The sequence below is a fragment of the Citrobacter sp. Igbk 16 genome (genome assembly GCF_028069755.1).
Classification (GTDB): domain Bacteria; phylum Pseudomonadota; class Gammaproteobacteria; order Enterobacterales; family Enterobacteriaceae; genus Citrobacter.
Window position 1 is genome coordinate 1 of the sequence record NZ_JANEWJ010000026.1, and the last position, 20515, is coordinate 20515.

Sequence of the window (20515 nt, forward strand, 5' to 3'; positions counted from 1 at the left end):
GCGCACATTCCAGTCTGAACTCGGGGGTGAAAGTACGTTTGGTTTTCTTGTTCATTAAGTCACCTGTTTTGTGTTGAGGTGAGAATATCACCTTTAATCAGGTGGCCAAACTTACTGTGCCACTACAAGAACCAGCAACAGCTTTTTCATACCCATCCTTAATGTTGACGATCTGTTGCTGAGTATAGAGTGCGTACATCAGGACAGGCATGCTAACGATGCTTTTGGTTATAATCCAACACGCCAAGGTTGCGCAAGGTGCGGGCGCTATCCCTAAGTGATGTTCAGGAAAGTGAGAATGGAAAGAATTGATACACGGCCACCATAGCGGAGGTACTTAATATCACACTGATGACGAAGTAAGTTTTGAAGGGCTGCTTTTGTGTTTTATGGCGAAAGAGTTGTTGCCCGACAATAGCGCCAGCCCATCCGCCCACAACGCCAAATACCAGCAATGTGGATTCCGGCACTCTGCGCCAGGCCTTACGCGCTGCCATTTTATCCACGCCGTAAATCGCCAGCGTCAATATATTGGCGAGCAGGCCCCATATTAGCAACGGATGTGGGGCAAAAAGGCTACCGATCGCAGCGCAGATCAGTAGCAAATAACAACAGCGATTGAGATTCATATCATTAACCACAGCCAGAACGGAGAGGCGGTTATCTTAACCCAGAACCGACACCGATAAATGGACATGAGATTCTCAGAAGCCAGGGTTATCAAGATCTCGATGCAGAAAATGTCGGGATCGCATGGTCAGCCTGGAAAATAGAACATTATGAAAAGTAATGATATTGTTCTACCAGCCACACTCATAACGAGGTTATATGAAAATCAGAAGGTTCAGAAATGGAGATGAAATTTCGTTATTCAGCGTATTTTTATCTTCTGTACATACCCTCGCATCCCACTACTACACACATGAACAAATAGCTGCCTGGGCCCCATCAGATATCGACCCGGACCACTGGACCAATCGCATGAGGGCACTACGTCCCTTTGTTGTTGAAGTGGAGGGTGAAATAGCTGGATATGCGGATGTTCAGCCCAATGGGTACATTGACCATTTCTATGTCTCGGGAGCCTACCCGAGACAGGGCGTAGGGACGCTACTGATGGACCGTATTCATGAAGAAGCCAGAGAACGTGGAATGGGTGAACTTACTTCAAATGTCAGTAAGGCTGCGGAAGCATTCTTCCTACGGCACGGCTTTCATGTCGTGGAACGAGGTTTCCCTGTGTGTCGTGGCGTGACACTACAAAATGCACTGATGCGGAAATATTTGGCGAAACAATAGAACACCGGCTGATTCCTACCCGGCACGGTCCGTAGTGAGCGAATAGTGGAAGTGAGTCACGCACGGGGGAATTACTTATATTGCCATGTATTATAAACGGTGAGCAGGTAATAGCCCCTTAATGAGTCGATTATTAAATGCAAACGGAGCATAGTAAGTCATTCGGTACAAGATTATGCAGCCCAATCCATCTACACAAAAGAACTGTGAGGCCACAAATATGACGCCTACTTTACAAGGGGCTCTTGTAACGCTCCGTCCTCTGCTTAAGACGGATGCTCCGCTATTGATTGATGCGGCTGAAGATGGGGAACTTTGGTCTCTGTCATTTACGGTAGTTCCATCTGCTGACACTGCTGATTCGTACATTCAGAAAGCCCTGAAGGGGCAGGCCGAAGGCACCGTCATGCCGTTTGCTGTAACGCTCTCATCCGACCAACGTGTCATTGGGTCAACGCGTTTCTGGAAGATTGATCGCGAAAACCGAAAGCTCGAAATTGGTCACACCTGGTATTCACAAAGCTGGCAAAAAACAGCTGCAAATACCGAGAGTAAACTGTTACTGCTGCGATATGCCTTTGAGCAACTTAAGTGTGTTCGCGTTCAGTTTACGACTGATGTATTGAATGAGCGCTCTCAGGCTGCCATTCTCCGTATTGGTGCGGTCCAGGAAGGTATCATCAGAAATGAACGAATTATGCCTGATGGTCGAAAGCGTACCTCCATACGGTACAGCATAATCGATGATGAGTGGCCGCAGGTTCAGACCAACCTTGAGCGCCGTCTTTCCGGTCACCGGTAAGAAAAATTATCGAAGAATTGCCGACAGGAGGTATGGGATACTACGTGTTTTACCTCGCAATCGACGCCTTTGAACGCCTGACCTCAAAAGCAGTATCGCGGTCACTCTCTTGCTGGCAGGAAGAGATCGATCTGCGTTCTTTCAATTGATGTAGGGCGGACATCACTCACCAGGCAGAAGTGCAAGAAATATCGCAGGATCTCAAACTCAGTTCATTAAGGGCTTGACCTGAATTGCCTGCGCCAGACTTGCGGGCTGATAGTAAATCGATTCTGAAAGTGATGCCGTAGCGTGCCTGCGCTACCAAATCCGTTTTGTTCTGCAATGTGTTCAATGCTTAGACTGCTACTTCTTAATGCTAGTTGCACACGTTTAAGCCGCTCTTCAAGCAACCACTGAGTAGGAGTTAGCCCTGTAGCTTCCAGAAAACGGCGCTGTAAGGTGCGTGGACTCATACTTGCACGATTCGCTATGGTTTCTAAGGTATGAGGCTCGGCGATATGTGTATGCAGCCAGTCAAATAATAAACCCAGACGGCGGCTTTCCTGAGCACGAGCGACAGGATGTGCTATCTGCTGAGACTGATCACCATCACGATGAAGTTGGATCACCAGCCGGCGTGCCACATTATTGGCAATTTCAAGGCCGTAGTCGCTGCGCACTACGTGAAGACAAAGGTCGATACCAGCAGCACTGCCAGCTGATGTCATCAAATTGTCATCACCGATGTACAGCACATCATTGACCACTTCTATTTCCGGGTAACGCTGCTGTAACTCGTCAGTATATCGCCAGTGTGTTGTCGCCTTTCGTCCGTTTAACAGACCTGCGGCGGCAAGGACAAACACGCCTGAACAAATAGACATGATACGACAACCGCGCTGGTGAGCCTGGCAAAGAGCAATACAAAGCGCTTCAGGTACCGGAGTTTGAACTCCGCGCCAACCAGGAACTACCAGCATATCCGCTTGTTCAAGCAACTCATACCCACCATCCACCATCACCCTTATTCCACCCGTTGCCCGCAATTCGCCATCATCAATGGAAGCGACAGCAAAGCGATACCAGTTTTCTTTCAGTTCAGGGCGTGGCAGACCAAAGATTTCTACGGCAATGCCAAATTCAAAAGTACATAGCCCGTCGTAAGCCAGAACGACGACCTGCGGGCGGGGATCTGTTGTCATAATCCTGGCGATTTCTGTCATGGTTGGTAGCGGTGGCGGTAGCTGATATCTGGTGAGATAAGAGGTAACACAGTACACCACACTACAACAAGAGAGAAATACCATGAGTTCAGTAACAGCGCTCCCCGCCGCCAGTGCCCCTGAAGTTATCAGTCATTTTTCCCGCCGCCTTAGCGTGGAAACAGACTGTTCGGATGTCAACGCAGCCATGAATGCAGGAGAAGTGGACTTCGTGCTGTTGCATGTCGTTGGCAGCCAGGAATCTTTTGCTCGTCGCCATCTTCCCAACGCCATTCATCTACCACACAAAATGATCACCGCAGACATGATGAATAAATGGCCTAATGATACGCTGTTTGTCGTCTATTGCGCCGGGCCACACTGCAACGGAGCCGATAGAGCTGCACTGAAACTGGCTCAGCTTGGCCTGGCAGTCAAGATAATGATTGGTGGACTCACTGGCTGGGAAGATGAAGGACTGGCCTTCGCAGAAAACGCGGTTGGCAGTTTACGGCGGTGTTGAATTTTTCGGCTGGTTCGCACAATTTATTAATGCAACCGGATATGACCGACGCCAGTTTATGGCACGAAGCCGCCTGTTATGCAGTAACTGTGTACCAGACATCGACAGGCGGCTTTGAGCAGCAATATTGCGCTGCAGAGGCGGTGGTCGCTCCCTCCGGCAGTCCCAAATTAACTCAACCACAAAAACCAAACCATTTGATTTTTCGCCGCGTTAACGAGAGAGTCCTTATAAAACACATGGGATAAGGAAGAAACGGAATGTTCACTCTTTACATGAGGTGGGATGCCGAGCGAGAACTGGCTCCTGGTGATATTCAGTTCATTCTGTCGCCACGAGATGCGCTGGATATGGCGGGCATCTTTTATGAACTGGATTACCTGGAATACGACCAGTGCAACCGCATTCTGCCTCACAGCGTCCCGAAGCGACAGAGAGGGGTTTACCACCGATACGCGACACAACCCTACAAACGCAAGCGTCTTACTGAATACGACGGACTCTATGATGAGGTGAAATGGAATCTGGAACACGGCGGGATGGTTGGCGTTGACACCAGCGAAAAATGGGAGCACTTCCGCAATCCGTTCTATTTCGATGATGACAGTAATCTGATTTATGACTGCTTCATGGATACCTACAGTGAGGGTTTTCAGCAGGCAGTGCGTCAAATCTACGAATATAGCCTTAACGAGCATCAGGGAAGAAAGCCGCCTCCGACCATTAAACATCACTATGCCGATGCCCCTATACAACGTGCCCAGGCGGGTAAAACGATTAACAGTAAAGCAGCCGGACGTCTTCTGGCTGCGGGTGGTATCTACAACGGCAATGTTGAGGGATTCCGGCGGACAGCCGAACAGTTGGGCGGCGATGCAATGAAGGGGTATGACGGCGTTCTTAACGAAACTACATCCGGGATGATGGTAGCTGCGGCTTCGCTGCTGGTTATACGTAACCCAATGGCGGCAGAGGAATTGACAAGCTATCTGGGCAAATACAAAAAGGCACACGTTCTGCTTGACGATGTGAACGTGTCGAATCTGAACTATGTCCGTCGCGACCGCGCTGAATATGCCGTGCTCCGGCGGGATTTTAACAGCGCCGTACGCCCAAGTTTCCTCAAATCGCTTTCCGATCACCCTGACGCACTATCAACGTTTGATTCCAACAATCTGCTGCGTCTCGCTGATGGTAAAGTACCGTCCGGGTGGCAAGTTCACCACAAGATCCCCCTGGATGATAGCGGCACAAATTCCCTGGATAATCTGATACTAATCCAAAACTCGCCATATCACTCAACGCTATCAAAGACACAGGCGATAATCACCAAAGACCTCCCATACAACGCTAGTACTAACGTTGTATGGCCTTCGCCGAATGGCGTAATTTACCCAGTAGGGAAATAAGCACGCTATGAACGATACAAATAAGATGATTGGTATTCTCAATACGTTGATGGTTTCCAATAATTACCCGGTAGCCAACTCCATCGCGCCTGACACCATGACGGACTTAATGTGCAATTCTGCGCCAGCGGAGTGGGATGAGGTGAAACGCGGTGTTTACGCAGATATTCAGCGTTTAGTAATAAATCGCCCGGATTACGCTGATATGTTCAACATCATGGACGGATTGGAGTACAACGGACTCACTCTGTACGGTATGACGCAGGCGGAGAATGGCGAACTACTATGGTCAAATATCTATATCCGTAACATTGATACCCGCACCGACGAAATCTATATTGACCCAAACCTGACCGATAAGGTGCTGATTGGTCAAGATGGTATGTCCGTGTTCGTATTCAACCCCAAAGACGACTGTTTCCAGATCCGCGATAGAGCATCAACAGATTACGTTATTGAGTCACACTCTACCTTTGGTAATCTGCTGTCAGCACTTATCGATACCGTAAAATAATAGTCACATTCTACAAACAGTTAGCCAGTCAATAAAAGGATGAATGATGTTTTTATAAAAATAATTGAAGTGTACAGAAAAGCGTTTTGCTACAAAGGAGTTGCAGACTGTGAAAGGTATTTCTTTTTTATGGTTGTTCCAACAGCCGGCCTGTATTGTTGTGCCATACCTATTTTGGCCACATACGCAAAAGTACGGAATGTCCACTCCTGGCACCAGGCTGACGGTTCAAATGACAAGAATACCTAGATTTCAAGTGCGGCAATGATGACGGTTTCCATTTTTTCTGGGGTAGTGAACGGTGCAAAACGCTTTAGCGGCTTGCCATCGCGACCGATAAGGAATTTTGTGAAGTTCCATTTTATCCGTCCCCCCAGTATGCCGGGCAATTCATCTTTTAGATAACGAAATACCGGATGTGTAGCGGCACCGTTAACCTCCACTTTTTCAAACATCGGGAAGCTTACACCGTAGTTGACGTGGCAGGTCTGCGCGATTTCGTCGGCGTTGCCGGGTTCCTGCTTACCGAACTGGTTGCAGGGGAAGCCAAGGACCACCAGTCCCCGGGCCGCGTACTTTTTGTAAAGCGCTTCCAGACCTGCGTATTGTGGCGTGAAGCCACAATGGCTGGCGGTATTTACCACCAGAACCAGCTTGCCAGCATAGTCAGCCATAGAGATAAGCTGGCCGTGCAGGCTGGTGGCTGTCAGTTGATAAAAGGTGGTCATAGCGAACTCCTCAGAGCAGGACCGGTTAGACATCGGCATAGCCATACAGCACGGTGCTGCTGGGGCAAGTGAGAAGCGGAGGTGAGTCCGCTCGGTTTAGTGCTGTCAGATTCTGTCCCTAATGCTCCAAATCTTCGCGAGTGGGTCCTTGAAAGTAAAGGGTACTAATATGGCAACTACGCGGTTGAGTCAGCACGAAACGAAGCGTTTCCCAGACAGTACGCCCATTCATTAGACGCTAGCCCATTTTGGATTGATCGTCGACAAATACATCTAACCCGCTAAGTAAGCTCACATCCGCTGGATATGTCGCTAACTCACCGAACGGCGCATTAGTCGCGATCATCTTGTGAGTTAATAGGTTAACGTAATCACTACCGTGTCAGTATACACGCCTGCCGATGGCCATTTCTGCGGTGGGACTGAACCGTAAACCACCAGGCTCTGCGCTTGCCCATCACCGGAATACTGTTTTTCCGGGTTGTCCGGCGTCCACGCTATAGAATGGGCAGCATCCTGATACAGGGCATAGCTTACGCACTCACCGTTATGGCACAGTGCGCGTTGGTTCCCCTCGGGGTGCAGACCATGACCGATGCTGACGGAATAGTCCGTCCCGGTTGGGCACTGGACGGTAATATTCGCTGTGGATGTCGCGTGAAGCAGATCGCCCTGAGCGGGGCTTTTGCTGCCGAATGCCATATCGTCCACGCTGACCACCTCACAGCCATTTTTCACCGTAGCAGAGGCGCTAATCTGGTCTGTAATGGTTGTCCCATTCAGGGCGCCACAGGCCGGGAGCGCTTGTAATGAACTGGCTGAGGTGTAGGCAATTTGTATTGCCGTGGCGTAGTCATAGTACATCCCGGCGCTGACATTCGTCTGACCGGGATTTATCTTGCCGATAAGCGGTATATCATGTTCAGCCGTCCCGCCTGCCGACAAGGCAAAATCGATTTGCGCATACACGTTGTTATTCTGACTCAGCGGCGAATGTTGATCGTAAATCGAATAGACCGAAAAATAGAGCGGGGTGCTTGCAGGTTCGTTCTGGCTCATCGCCAGCGGATTGTTTGCCATTACTTTCAGACAGGCGCGGACATACTCGGCCTGACCATCGTAATTATTGCAGGTAAGAGACAGTCGGGTTGCGGCGGCACCAGATTGTCCGGCGGTGACGGTACCAAAATCCAGCCCTGCGGGGCTGCCGTTCCAGCAGTTAGCTGCCACGGCGACTGGACTGAATGTAAATATCAGTACCACGAAAAGGATGAGAAACCAGAGTGAACGAATTACTGACATAGTGCGTTTATTTTCTCCACTGCCCGAGAAGCGCTAAATTGCGTCGGCAGTTTTAGCGAACATGAAGAAGATGCCCATTGAATGCGCAGCGCTCCGCCAGCCGGGGGATCTTCCAGATAAATTTTACCTTCATAGCCGACAATGGATTGCGCAGTGCCCAGAGCAGGTGTCTGCCCATGACGATCCCGTACGCTAACTTCTGCAGAGAAGGGCGCATATTTGCCATCGGGTGTCGTGACGGTTAGCAGAACGGCATGCGTGCGATAAATGTTAAAGCTGGCGACGGCGCCGCGCCCGGTTTGTGGGATCAGGATTTCATTGGTGTAGGGCGCGCGATAGTCTTCATCGAGACCGAGAGGGTCGATATCGATATGGTTTGCCTGATAGGGATTCAGGTTATTCAGGAACAGCATGCCATTATTATCCGTATGACCAACCGGGCGATGCTCCAGATAAACCGGTACATTGGCTACCTTCGCCGTATCGACAAGGGCGAAAGCGCTACCCAGTTCGCGGGTGGCGTAGAAATGCCCCATAAACAAACCCACGGCACCGGTCATTGAACCGTAGTCGTTATTGTGTTGTTCATCGCGATTGTAGCCTAACGCCAGATCGCTCCAGGTGTTGCGGCGCTGGAGGCTGGCATGGATGTTTTGATTCTTGCCTTGTTGCGCAGAAAGATTCCAGCCCCAGCCCGGTTTATTGGATTCCAGCGAGTGCGACAGGTTGGCCTGCACGGAATCTCCGTCTTTATCATGATTATTCTGCAGTGAGAGGTAATCCTGATGACGAAATAGCGGAATACTGAATGTGACGTACACGGTGGTGTTGTGTTCGTCGCCAAGTGATTGTGTGATGCTGGATGAAAGATTGACCTGGTTTTCAAAACTTTTTGACCAGGAAATTCCCAGATAGCGTTCCGCATACTCGGGGAATGTCTGGCTGACCCAGCTCGCACCGAAAGTACCCGTCTTATCAAACGATATGCTGGCAAAGGCAGAATCTTCACGGGTGGCAATGTCGTTATCCGCTATGGATGAAATGTCGCGAAACCCTCGACTCGCCTGCGAGTGTGAGAGCGAGAAATTAAAAATCTGATTGTTCCACTGCCAGCCGGAACCCCATTGGTTGCCACTGTTCGCCTGATAACGGCTGGCGGCTGCATTAGCATGAAGTGTACCGAGCGACGGAGAGAGCAAATAATCCCAACCTACCCCCTGATTATGCAGACTGCCACTCTGCTCGGTATGCATGCCGACGGTGGTGGTGTCGTTCAGTCCGTGACGCCAGTCGCCCACGCCGACCAACTGAGGATCATAGCCAAAAGAACGGTAAGTGTAATCTTCCCGTACCCAGCCCAGGCTCATGCCCCAGGTTGTTAGCCCATCCGAAAGGAGTTGATTGGTGCCGTAGAGATTCAAATCCACCACACGTTGTTTACCATTCACATCGGTAATTACCACTTGCGCGCCTTCGCTGCCAGTAAAAACCGGTGCTGTATTAAGCGTAAATTGCCCGGGCTGAACCTTCTGTGAGGAGGTTCTGATTCCTTTGACGTACAGATCAACGGTGGACGGTAGCACGACGCTATCGGTCAGAATATCCTGCGATGAGGTGTTAAAGTTGGGTTGAGTACTGTAGTTATGCGCAAGGCTAATGCCACCAAAACGGACGCTATTCGTCCATGATTGTGCGGATGTATAACCATCCCCGAGCCTGAATGTGAGCAGTTTATCCACGTTTTCGTAGTTCCAGCTGCTCATCAGGCGATGTGTTCCCGTTTGCGCTTCGTTGCTGCTGCTCGACTCTTGCGTATTGAAGGATGTGGAGAAAAAACCAGGGCCAACGCCAAAGGTGCGAAACTCGCTATAAGCTGAAGTCTCTTGTACGCCGTTTTCGTTGCTGGCGAATAAATCGTAATTTAACGCGAGCCCCCGCACTTCGGGTGACAACTCGGACGTACGGATAAGGCGCGAACCATTGCTGCTGGAAAGATGGCTTTCTTTGTCGAGCCAGTTTTTACTGGCGGTAATGGTCAGGCTTTGATTAAGGTTGTCGAAAGTAACATTGAGGCCATCCTGTGAACTGATATCAAAATAACCTTTTTGCTCCGGCAGAGATGACACTTTCAGGTTAAGTTTATCCATATCCTGACCAGCAATATAGAGTTTGTTATTGATGTTCCTGGCCTTAATAAACCCCCTAACCGGTTGCTCATTTATCGTTGCAGTCAGATACAGAGTTTCATTTTCTGCTGCCTGGACAGAAGTACAGACCACTAAACAAGAAATAATGGATTTAAGGTGTAATGTTAATGTTCTGCTTTTGAGCATTGTCATTCAAATTAAGTGATAAAGATGACGCGGTTGTTATTCCATTCGGTAACGGCCATTCCTTTTCACTATGCGGTAATACATAGCCAAGTAATCCCTTGTTCATGACAATATTCTTAGTACCCGAAACAAGAAATACATCACTTAATTTAACATGCTGGTTACCATTGTTTTTTATTCTCAACATTAATGGTTGGGCGGTACGAACGATGGATACAGCGAGTTGGCTGCTGGCAGGGCGGGTCTCTTTACAGTTCACAAAAACCGGAATGGAATAACGTAGCAGGAAGCGTACCCCATCTTTATCTGCCATATTATTTTCGCCGGGGAGTTCATCAACGATAATACGGTAGGCCTGTTCGGTATCACCACTGTCTGGCGTTGCTAAGATAACCCGAACCAATTGCTGACGAGAAACTGGGATCGTGGTCATGGGAGGGCTAACCATTACGTCCTGGGTCTCGGTCAGGTTATCTTTATTGTTCTGTTGATGCCACGCATAAACGCGGATCTGCGCCCCGATAGCGGCGCTACCGGTGTTTCGTACATAGATAGCCTGAGCTGATTCTTTTCCACAGAATCCCAGCGTTACCGGGTAAACCTGCAGGGTGGCAGCGTATGAATTCACCGTGCAGACCAGACCAACAATGCTCATGCCTGCCCATAAAATAAACCGCTTCATATGCTGCACCTTTAAGAATGAATTAATACGTTACAGTTAAGGTTACGGTATCGGTATAGTCCCCAGCCGGTGCCTGTTTCAGGGCATTTGCCGTTACTTTCCCGAAGATAGGTAGTGCCTGCTGCTCACCGGTACCGATGCCTGAAATGCCATTATCCACCAGGGAGGTGCCACCCGGATGGTCGGTTGAAAGGGTGTAGGCTACTTTTGTGGTATCGGCGGTGTCGTTAGAACTCATTTCGAAATCATGCGTTTTATCCGTTCCGAGCATATATCCGGTGCCGTTAGTACAGGTGACATAAGCTTTGGCTGAAGCGGTAACCGCCCCATCATTACTGCCGTGAGAACCAAAATCCATATCATCCACACTGACCTTGCAGGATTTTTCTACGGTCAGTTTTACCATCATCTGATCGCTAACACTGCCTGAATCATCAGCAAAAACAACGGATGAAAATAAAATGCTAATCGCAGTCAGAGATAATGCAGTGGCTTTACGGTTAATCATTTTAAAACTCGCTAAGGTTATATAATCGACTTTACAAGGGTGGAAAAGGCGAGGAAGGATAGAGATTACTCATTCTCTTTGATTATGTATTTGTGCTATGTGCAGATCATGTAAATAATTGGGAACGCTATTTACATTTAGCAGAGCGAAATTTAATCACTGCCAAGTGTTATCGTGTAGTGTTGGTAAAAACATAACGGAAAATATACCTAAAAAGAATCATCCCACCCGGCGGTTATTTTCCGCCGGGTGGGACATCAATCCAGATTAAAATACCGACAGCCCCAGTCCTTGTTTTACTTCTCTTAGCGTTTGCTGTGTGATGTCGTAGGCCTGCTCGCTGCCTTTTTTAAGCATCGCCATCAGCATACCTTTATCCTTAATATAGGTTGCCCGACGCTCACGCATTGGCGCGATGAGTTCTTGCAGGCACATCTCCAGCTCATTTTTGCATGCCCGATCACCCAATCCTCCTTGCTGATAATGCGCTTTCATTTCTACGACTTTGGCCTTATCCGGGTGAAAAGCATCCAGGTAGGTAAACACGACATTGCCCTCAATTTGCCCCGGTTCGGACACTTTTAGGTGGTTAGGATCTGTGTACATTGCGCCGACGGCGCGATGGATAGTCTCTTCACTTGCCGACAAGAGCAGCGTATTGCCAAGTGATTTCGACATCTTGGCGTTGCCGTCAATACCCGGAAGACGGCTGGTTTCGCTTAACATAGCTTTACAATGATGCAGAACGGGGGCCGGTAACAGGCTATTCATCTTGTGTACGATTTCATTAGTTTGCTCGATCATCGGCAACTGATCGTCGCCGACAGGTACCAGACTGGCTTTGAACGCCGTAATATCAGCTGCCTGGCTGATCGGGTAAACCAGGAAACCGACCGGCAGCGAACGGGCGAAACCTTTTTGCGCAATTTCATTTTTGACCGTTGGGTTACGCTCGACGCGAGCCACGGTAACGATATTCATATACAGTGCGGTGAGTTCGGCAAGGGCAGGTAGTGCCGATTGTAAACAAAAGGTGGTGAGTGAGGGATCAATACCTGCAGCGAGATAATCGGCCAGCACTTCGGGTATGTTATCTTGGATCTTTTGTGGATTGCTGCCGTTATCGGTCAGACCTTGCAGGTCTGCGACCAGAACAAACTGCTGATAATCGTGTTGCAGTATCGCGCGTTGGCGCAGGGAACCTACATAGTGGCCAAGATGCAATGGCCCAGTAGGACGGTCGCCGGTAAGGATGATGGATTTGTTGTACATAGAAGACTCCTTAAGCATAAAACCGAAAGGGGTCTCAAAATGCAAATAACCGCCTTTCGGCGGTTATTTAAAAATGGATAAACACATTCTGACCGCCTTTAAGAAGGCAGCCACCAACGCTGGTGGTTAAAACCGTTGCAATCGTGTTTTATATTCATCTGATCAACATATCACTGCCAGGCGCTGAGGTAAAGTAATGCTCTGCCCGGTCGGGGTGGGCAACATCATTTTGGCTTTACGGGTAGGGTACCCATTGTTATGTTTGGAAATCCCTTTGTAATCATGGTGATAACTTTCGACAAGGAAGTACAATGCATAAAGAAGTTCCTGTGAAACTCGATCTAGCAGCATTGCAAAGTAGTGGGCCATTGCTGTGGGAGAAAAAGTTGCGTCCAGGTGACGTTTTGTTAGTTTGTGGAAACAGTCCATTCAGTTCACTAATTGTGAAAGCGAGCGGCGGACCATACTCTCATGCCGCTATCTGGATTCATGGTGGTGATTCAGGCATTGAAAGTCTATATCTTGCCGAATCGGATACATCGGGTGTTGGATTTACTTTTTTATTGCCAATGCGTCTGTATCCTGGGGGGCATTCCACTGCTGAAAAGGTTATTTGCATCCCCGAAAATCCGAGAGAATGGATTTTATTGCGCCATCCTGAATGCGAAAACATTGATCTCTCCAGGATGATTCAGGCTTCGAAAGACCTACAAGAAAATGATTTTTATAAAAGCTACTCTGCTGTACCAAGACTTCTTGAGGCCATAACGCTACCAGATTTTCCACATTTACTGGCAAAACATGTTGCGCAAGCAATCGAGTCCTGCCGTTTTGATAAAGGAACGCGGGGCGCATTTTGTTCTGAGCTTGTCGCTACATTTTTTTCCAGACTCGGTCTGGAACTGTTTACCGATGGACGTGATCCGCAGACCGTTTCGCCAAATGATTTTTTATTGCCAGAATGCCGATTAACCGTGGTTACGGATGCGTTTGTCGATGCTGGTGGTCTGCTGCCGGGAACCTATGGCTACGGAACGCCTTATCAAAAACGGAGTAATGATCCTTTTTTGCGTACGATGATAAGAAATCGCGACGTCTACGATAAAATCACCGTAAGTATGAAGGGTGCAGAGAGCGCTCAGCAAGAAGCAAGTGCCTGGATTATTGCACAGCACATTAAGAATGCCAGTGCTATGGAGCACCAGTTTGCTGAGCAGATTGCGCTGGCAGAACGGTGGCATGAGAATGAACACGTCGTGAAATTACAGCATTATGCGATAATGTTTAAATATAGCCACCGACTGCTACAAAATTTATATGAACTTAATCATCACTATTGGTTCGGAGATAATCCCCTTATCGACATTGCTGCCTGGAATCAGGCGAGTGCAACGCTTCAATTTAGCGCCAGCCAGATGCTATATTGTGCCCAGCGTGCACTAATTAGAAACACGGCACTTTCAGGTCTGCGCAGAATAAGAAGCATACACAAAGTTTCACCGCCTGGCCGAATACAGTTAGCTAAATTTAGACGCTTACGTGCTAATAATTTGAAACTTTGGTGCCAGTATAAAAAAGACAGTTACGCCAGTCTTGACTCCTGTATAAAATTCTCTTCTGCAGGTGTGCCAGGTGAGCAGGCAACTGCCTATATTCAGGATGTAATCCAGAAAACTCACCAGTCACTTATCGATGAATATACCCATTAATGGGGGTACTTCCTCGGGGGATAGTTTAGGAAGTACCCGTCTGGACTTACGCACCGCTTTTTAGCTCGCTTCCAGCATCCCAAAGCTCACTATTCGCGAACGTCCCAGCTCTTTTGCACGATACAGCGCGACATCCGCGGCACGTAACAGGTTATCGCTCTGGGCGTGCTGCGGGTAGCTGGCGACACCAATAGATACATCAACGTGACCGATATCAGAGACGCCAAAGCTGAGCGTCAACTCGCGTACGCCGTTGTAAATGTCCGTCGCAAAGCGATTGGCCGCTTCTTCATCCATACCGGCAAGCAGAACCAGAAACTCTTCACCACCATAGCGGAAGGCCATGCCGTGGTCGTGAACAACGCGCTGAATAATGGCAGCGATACTTTTTATCACACCATCACCTGCCTCATGACCAAAACGGTCGTTGATGCTTTTGAAGTGATCGATATCGATCATCAGGCAACTGATCGGTTCCTGGTTGTGGACAGCCTGACTCATCTGGGTACGCAGAGTGTCTTCAAGGTGATGGCGATTGCGCAGACCGGTCAGTGGGTCATAAAGCGCTTTTTCCAGTAGTGCATCGCGCAGACGTTGGTTGGCCAATGCCAGTCCAAGTGCCTCGGCCAGCAGCTCCAGATAAGCACGGGAAGGGGCAGAATTGTCGCTGAGATTCTGGAATGAGAGCAAGCCGATGGCTTCACCCTGGGCGATCAACGGTACGCACAGGGTATGATCCTGACAGGACTCAGGCAGGTGGTAGCAGGCGATATCCGGCTCGCCCTGCACGGGAGGATGACTTTGCCCACGGCGCACAGCCCAGCATTCATCCGGATGGAAAGAGTCTGCTTTGCCTTGCGGAGAGAGCCACTCGGCGGCACAGCGCATGTGCCAGGCCTCCCGGTCAAGAATGTAGAGCCGCCCGGCAACGCCTGGGGCAATGTTCGGGGCAAAAAGCTGTGCGACATTGATAACATCGGCAAAGTTTTCGCAGCCCTGTAAACGCTGGGTCATACGAGCCAATAGTTCGCGGATCGCCCAGTCGGCATCCCGCTCTTTCTCCAGCCGCTGTCGCGCAAGGCCGTTCTCGCGAAAAATGCGAATGGCTTGCGCCATGTCGCCAATCTCATCAATCTGATTAAAGTTAGGCGTCTCTACGGCGTAATCCTGCGAGGCGAGGCGGTGAACCACGTCGCTCAGACGCACAACCGGACGCAGTACGCGACGTTTCAAAATAAAGCCGAGGACAAACAAAAACAGCAGCGCGGTTAATCCGACCATAACTTCAGAGAGCGTACGCAGTATGCGGGATGTCCTGGTGGTATCGTCAATGCTGTTACGTACACGGTTATCGAGCAACTGCCGGAAATGATCTATCCGCACCTGCGCCCGTTCCAGCTCCTGTTCATAGGCTTTGCCGTAGAGCAGCGCGATAGCCTGTGACGTTTCTCCGCGGGCCATACTGGCGAGCGCCGTTGCTTGCTCTTCCTGTAGTGCATCGACAATTTGTAATCCTTCATGCAGCAGCGCCAGTTCTTCACCTGTCGCACCGACGTCTTTTAATTTTGTTAACCGCAGCTCAACCGCTTTTAGCGACGACGCCTTCTGACGATAGGCGTTCAGCGCCTCTGGATCTTTAGCGATCACGTACTCGCGAGCTAAATCGGACAATGACCAGGCATCGAGCTCTACCTCTTCGGTTAGCTGATCAAATTTATACCGTTGCTCTACCACCTGACGTTCAGTATTGTCTGCTCCGGATGCCATCAGCATAACAACGCCGGAGGCAATGGTCAGGCATACCGTCGCACTGTAAGCCCAGTTGGTGATTGTGGCTATTCGCACTTTTTCGTTCCTTCTGCGACGATTAATGAATAAGCATGATTGAAATTATAGGAAACGTATGATTTTGCGTGAAAACAAAAGGCGACCCGAGGCCGCCCCTTGTTATCGTCATGCCATCATAAATCTGGAGGGGTTTTTCCTTCTTCCATGAACGCTTCATCGATACCTTCTACGTTGCCTTCATGATCACGTCCGGAGAACAGATTCCAACTGGCCAAAAATAGTGCGGCGATCAACGGGCCAATCACAAAACCGTTGATACCGTATATCTCCATCCCACCGAGAGTGGTAATCAATATCAGGTAGTCCGGCATTTTGGTGTCTTTTCCTACCAGTAACGGGCGCAGGATATTGTCCACCAGTCCGACAATAATGACGAAAAATCCGACAATAAACAGCCCTTGCCACAGCTGGTGGGTGGCGAAGAGGAAAATGGCGGCGGGGACCCAGACTATTGCCGAGCCAACCGCGGGCACCAGCGAGAGAAATGCCATTAGTGCGCCCCACAAAATGCTGCCGTCGATGTCGACAATGGCGAAAGCAATGCCGCCAAGCGTGCCCTGTACGACAGCGACAACCGCCGTGCCTTTGACTGTCGCCCGTGTGACACCCACGAATTTGGCAAACAAGTGCTGCTTGGCAAAATCGGACAGCGGTAAGGAATCCAGAATCTGACGCACCAGATACGGTCCATCTTTCAGCAGGAAAAACAGCAGGTACAGCATGATGCCAAAGCTGATGGCGAAGCCAAAGGTTCCTTTACCAATCAGGAAAGCACTGCCTGCGAGGTACTGCCCGCCCTGCAGCGCAATGTCGGAGAGTTTTTTCTGGATCTGCGCGACATCATCCAGATTGTGTTCTGCGAGGAACCCTCTGGCCCAGTCAGGAAGATAAGAAAGAATAGAACTGACCACTTCCGGAAACTGTGTATTGTTTTGCTGCAACTTGGTGTAAACCACATTCAGTTCGATTGCCAACGATGACAGGATCACCATCAGAGGAATAAAAACAATCAAACAGATAATCCCGATAGTGATTAACGATGCCAGACCGTTACGTTCGCCAAGCGCACTGCGCAGTTTGTTTTTCACCGGGTTAAAGATAGTCGTCAGAATTGCAGCCCACAAGATTGCGGAGAAGTAGGGGGACAACACGTCGAAAAACGCCCAGGTCACGAGGGCAAGAATGAAAATGAAGAAACCTTTGGTCAGTCCGTTAAATCGCATTAGTGAATCCTGTAACTGAGAAGCAGTCTCGACTATAGAACTGTTCAGCAGAATTACCAACTGTGGATGTTGAACGATGTAACCAGGTTGTTGATAGGTAATGTGACGCAGGGCTGGCTTGATTCGCCAGCCGGTTGAAAATTCGTTATGATCCACCCCCACTTTTTAGTCTGGTTGTCTGATGTCTACGATTCTCGACTCCTTTGTTGCTCCGCCGTGCCATGATGAAATAGAGATCCTTTACCAGGATGAACATCTGCTGCTTATCAATAAACCCAGTGGGTTACTGAGTCTGTCGGGGAAAAATCCGCAAAATCTCGACTCAGTGCACTATCGCCTGGTACAGATATACCCGGGCTGCACGCTGGTGCACCGGCTTGATTTCGGTACTTCAGGTCTGATGGTCGTTGCACGCAATAAAGCAATCAATGCTGCGCTCTGTCAGCAGTTCAGCCAACGCTCGGTGACTAAGGTGTACAGCGCATTGTTATGTGGACACCTTAAACAGGATGACGGTGTGATTGATGCTGCCATTGCCAAAGATCCTGCACTGTTTCCGTTGATGTCGATTAGTGCAATTAGCGGTAAGCCTGCGCGTTCCCGTTTTCGGGTGATTGAGCGCTTCAATCAACGACTGAAGGATGGAAGGTCACTGCCCCTGACGCGGGTGCAACTGATGCCGGAGACCGGACGAACCCATCAGCTACGTCTTCACTGTCAGCATTTGGGTCATCCGATCTGGGGCTGTGATCTTTATGGTGGCCGCGAGTGGCCTGGCACGGAGCAGACGTCACGGCTGATGTTACACGCCAGCGAATTGCGCCTGGTGCATCCCATCAGCAAAGAACAAATCAATATCTGCCATGCCAGCCCATTTTAACCCGGCGGCTATTACGGTGTTATCGTGCTGCACGTTGCAGAATGACGGCTGACGGTTGGCGTTGCAGAAAACGCATCCGCAGCATCATCAACACCGCGGCAGACGTCAGGCCAATAATAAAGCCCATCCAGAAGCCCGCTGGCCCCATGCGGTCGACGACCAGATCGGTGAGCGCAAGAATATATCCACTTGGCAAACCCAGCACCCAGTACGCCGTGAAGGTGATAAAGAAAATGGAACGCGTATCTTTATAACCACGCAGGATCCCGCTGCCAATAACCTGAATTGAGTCCGAAATCTGGTACACGGCAGCCAGTAACATCAGCTGTGCAGCCAGTGTGACAACTTCAGGATTATTGTTGTAGAGCAGGGCGATGTGCTCGCGCAATGTGACGGTGAAAATGGCGGTCATCATCGCCATACATACGCCGACACCTAAACCTGTTCTGGCAGCGGTCTGTGCATCCAGGGTTGATCCCTGACCCAGGCGGTATCCCACACGAATGGTGACGGCAGCAGCCAAAGACATCGGCAAGACAAACATTAATGAGCTGAAGTTCAGCGCGATTTGGTGTCCGGCGACGTCGACAATCCCCAGAGGGGAGACCAACAGCGCCACCACGGCAAACAGCGTGACTTCAAAAAATAATGCCAGCGCAATGGGCAAACCCAACTGCACCAGGCGTTTCATCACTACGGTGTCAGGTTTCTGGAAGCCACTGACATTACGGATGTCGCGCATTGATCGGGCGCGTTTTACGTAAGAAAGCATGGCGGCAAACATCACCCAATATACCGCGGCCGTTGCCACACCACAGCCTACGCCGCCCAGTTCTGGCATACCTAAATGGCCATAGATGAAAACATAGTTAACCGGAATGTTCACCAGCAGGCCGAGAAAACCCATTACCATTGCCGGTTTGGTCTTGGCCAGACCTTCGCACTGGTTACGGGCAACCTGGAAGAATAAATATCCGGGCGCACCCCAGAGCAGTGCGCGCAGATAGCCAACAGCTTTGTCGGCCAGTGCAGGATCAATGTTATGCATCGAGCGGATAATGTATCCCGCATTCCAAAGCACAATCATAATCAGAACGGATACGCTCCCCGCCAGCCAGAACCCCTGACGTATTTGATGAGCAATACGATCGCGGCGTCCGGAACCGTTAAGTTGCGCAATCACTGGCGTCAGCGCCAGCAACAGACCGTGGCCAAACAAAATTGCGGGTAGCCAGATGGACGTACCAATAGCAACGGCAGCCATGTCCGTCGCGCTGTATCCGCCGGCCATCACGGTATCGACGAACCCCATTGCGGTTTGAGCGATTTGCGCAAGAATCACCGGAATTGCCAGAGCTAATAACTGACGCGCTTCACTTACATACTTTTGCACGTGTACACCACTATATTGTTGTTATTTGAGAGACTAAAAAAGCCGCCTTATATGGCAGCAAGGAGAAAATGCAGGGGAAATTTCAGTCTATTGTAGCGAGGAATCCGTATTTCTCCAGTGAAAAAATAGGCGGGAGTGGCGCATTGCTGGCAACCTGATTTTCCACCTGCTATTGTGCACAGCAGAGATGTCTTAATTGAGTTCAGGAGTTACAGGTATGTTTACGGGTATTGTGCAGGGCACCGCGAAACTGGTGTCGATTGATGAAAAACCGAATTTTCGCACACATGTAGTGGAGTTACCTGAATACATGTTAGATGGGCTGGAGACCGGCGCATCGGTGGCACACAACGGTTGTTGTCTGACGGTGACCGAAATTAACGGTAACCAGATAAGCTTCGATCTGATGAAAGAAACGCTGCGTATCACTAATCTGGGGGACCTGAACGTCGGGGATCTGGTCAACGTTGAACGTGCGGCAAAATTCAGCGATGAGATCGGCGGACATCTGATGTCGGGCCATATTATGACTACCGCTGAAGTATCTAAAATTCTGACCTCTGAAAATAATCGTCAGGTGTGGTTTAAAGTTCAGGATCCGTCGCTGATGAAATACATCCTGTACAAAGGATTTATCGGTATTGACGGTATTAGCCTGACGGTAGGTGAGGTAACACCGACACGTTTTTGCGTGCATTTGATTCCGGAAACTCTGGAACGTACAACGCTGGGCAAGAAAAAACTGGGGGCACGAGTCAATATCGAAATTGATCCGCAAACGCAGGCCGTTGTTGATACGGTTGAACGTGTACTGGCCGCGCGTGAAAGCGCTATGAGTAACGTGACTGGCGAAGCGGGCGTTTAAGTCGGAATAAAAAGCCCCCGCGAGTTCGGGGGCGATGCTGT

General features: G+C 49.6%; 19 protein-coding genes and 1 pseudogene. 8 read left to right on the forward strand and 12 right to left on the reverse strand.

Annotation, left to right across the window (positions count from 1 at the left end):
• Positions 1–284: 284 nt before the first annotated feature.
• Positions 285–629 carry a DUF1294 domain-containing protein gene (locus tag NNO03_RS16395; protein ID WP_271450025.1) on the reverse strand — a complete coding sequence of 115 codons (345 nt, stop codon included), beginning with the start codon at positions 627–629 and terminating at the stop codon, positions 285–287.
• A 199-nt stretch (positions 630–828) separates the two neighbouring features.
• On the opposite strand from NNO03_RS16395, the gene NNO03_RS16400 reads away from it, so the two are divergent.
• Together NNO03_RS16400 and NNO03_RS16405 are read left to right on the forward strand one after the other, a co-directional pair.
• A complete protein-coding gene (locus tag NNO03_RS16400; RefSeq protein ID WP_271440597.1) occupies positions 829–1299 on the forward strand; it encodes a GNAT family N-acetyltransferase in 471 nt (156 codons plus the stop codon).
• Between the two features lie 175 nt (positions 1300–1474).
• Entirely contained in the window at positions 1475–2101 is a 627-nt protein-coding gene (locus NNO03_RS16405) for a GNAT family N-acetyltransferase (protein WP_271450026.1), read from the forward strand.
• Between the two features lie 215 nt (positions 2102–2316).
• On the opposite strand, the gene ftrA is transcribed toward NNO03_RS16405, so the two are convergent.
• Entirely contained in the window at positions 2317–3306 is a 990-nt protein-coding gene (gene ftrA, locus NNO03_RS16410; protein ID WP_271450027.1) for a transcriptional regulator FtrA, read from the reverse strand.
• A gap of 82 nt (positions 3307–3388) precedes the next feature.
• Here ftrA and NNO03_RS16415 point away from each other — a divergent pair, with 82 nt between their 5' ends.
• From NNO03_RS16415 to NNO03_RS16425, 3 genes are all read left to right on the forward strand, one after another.
• The gene (locus tag NNO03_RS16415; RefSeq protein ID WP_271450028.1) at positions 3389–3808 is read left to right on the forward strand and encodes a rhodanese-like domain-containing protein; all 420 of its coding nucleotides are present in this window, start codon (positions 3389–3391) and stop codon (positions 3806–3808) included.
• Positions 3809–4068: 260 nt separating this feature from the next.
• Complete coding sequence (locus tag NNO03_RS16420) at positions 4069–5217, forward strand: HNH endonuclease signature motif containing protein (RefSeq protein ID WP_271450029.1); 1149 nt, start codon at positions 4069–4071, stop codon at positions 5215–5217.
• Positions 5218–5224: 7 nt separating this feature from the next.
• Entirely contained in the window at positions 5225–5731 is a 507-nt protein-coding gene (locus tag NNO03_RS16425; RefSeq protein WP_271450030.1) for a YrhA family protein, read from the forward strand.
• A gap of 245 nt (positions 5732–5976) precedes the next feature.
• Here NNO03_RS16425 and NNO03_RS16430 read toward each other — a convergent pair whose 3' ends face one another.
• The 7 genes and pseudogenes from NNO03_RS16430 to trpS all read right to left on the reverse strand — a co-directional run bounded on the left by NNO03_RS16430 (position 5977) and on the right by trpS (position 12556).
• Entirely contained in the window at positions 5977–6459 is a 483-nt protein-coding gene (locus NNO03_RS16430) for a glutathione peroxidase (RefSeq protein ID WP_271450031.1), read from the reverse strand.
• 118 nt (positions 6460–6577) lie between these two features.
• Positions 6578–6745 (reverse strand): annotated as a pseudogene (locus NNO03_RS16435) (deoxygluconate dehydrogenase); the annotation flags it as partial.
• Between the two features lie 68 nt (positions 6746–6813).
• Positions 6814–7761, reverse strand: a complete 948-nt coding sequence (locus NNO03_RS16440; protein ID WP_271450032.1) for a spore coat U domain-containing protein — start codon at positions 7759–7761, stop codon at positions 6814–6816.
• Complete coding sequence (locus tag NNO03_RS16445) at positions 7752–9908, reverse strand: fimbria/pilus outer membrane usher protein (protein ID WP_271450033.1); 2157 nt, start codon at positions 9906–9908, stop codon at positions 7752–7754. The genes NNO03_RS16440 and NNO03_RS16445 overlap by 10 nt, the downstream gene beginning before the upstream one ends.
• A 151-nt stretch (positions 9909–10059) precedes the next feature.
• Positions 10060–10776: a molecular chaperone gene (locus tag NNO03_RS16450; RefSeq protein ID WP_271450034.1), complete on the reverse strand. Its 717-nt coding sequence runs from the start codon at positions 10774–10776 to the stop codon at positions 10060–10062.
• 22 nt (positions 10777–10798) lie between these two features.
• Positions 10799–11284: a spore coat protein U domain-containing protein gene (locus NNO03_RS16455; RefSeq protein ID WP_271450035.1), complete on the reverse strand. Its 486-nt coding sequence runs from the start codon at positions 11282–11284 to the stop codon at positions 10799–10801.
• A gap of 267 nt (positions 11285–11551) precedes the next feature.
• Entirely contained in the window at positions 11552–12556 is a 1005-nt protein-coding gene (gene trpS, locus NNO03_RS16460) for a tryptophan--tRNA ligase (RefSeq protein WP_271450036.1), read from the reverse strand.
• Positions 12557–12867: 311 nt separating this feature from the next.
• Here trpS and NNO03_RS16465 point away from each other — a divergent pair, with 311 nt between their 5' ends.
• Positions 12868–14265 (forward strand): hypothetical protein, encoded by a 1398-nt coding sequence (locus NNO03_RS16465; RefSeq protein WP_271450037.1) that lies wholly within the window; start codon positions 12868–12870, stop codon positions 14263–14265.
• Between the two features lie 60 nt (positions 14266–14325).
• On the opposite strand, the gene NNO03_RS16470 is transcribed toward NNO03_RS16465, so the two are convergent.
• The gene (locus tag NNO03_RS16470; protein WP_271450038.1) at positions 14326–16110 is read right to left on the reverse strand and encodes a diguanylate cyclase; all 1785 of its coding nucleotides are present in this window, start codon (positions 16108–16110) and stop codon (positions 14326–14328) included.
• A gap of 116 nt (positions 16111–16226) precedes the next feature.
• A complete protein-coding gene (locus tag NNO03_RS16475) occupies positions 16227–17336 on the reverse strand; it encodes an AI-2E family transporter (RefSeq protein WP_271440582.1) in 1110 nt (369 codons plus the stop codon).
• Between the two features lie 181 nt (positions 17337–17517).
• Here NNO03_RS16475 and NNO03_RS16480 point away from each other — a divergent pair, with 181 nt between their 5' ends.
• On the forward strand, positions 17518–18216 hold the full coding sequence (locus NNO03_RS16480) for an RluA family pseudouridine synthase (protein WP_271450039.1): 699 nt from the start codon (positions 17518–17520) through the stop codon (positions 18214–18216).
• Positions 18217–18235: 19 nt separating this feature from the next.
• Here the strand turns inward: NNO03_RS16480 and mdtK are convergent, their stop codons facing one another.
• On the reverse strand, positions 18236–19609 hold the full coding sequence (gene mdtK / locus NNO03_RS16485; protein ID WP_271440580.1) for a multidrug efflux MATE transporter MdtK: 1374 nt from the start codon (positions 19607–19609) through the stop codon (positions 18236–18238).
• 217 nt (positions 19610–19826) lie between these two features.
• On the opposite strand from mdtK, the gene NNO03_RS16490 reads away from it, so the two are divergent.
• Positions 19827–20474: a riboflavin synthase subunit alpha gene (locus tag NNO03_RS16490; RefSeq protein WP_271450040.1), complete on the forward strand. Its 648-nt coding sequence runs from the start codon at positions 19827–19829 to the stop codon at positions 20472–20474.
• Positions 20475–20515: the final 41 nt, after the last annotated feature.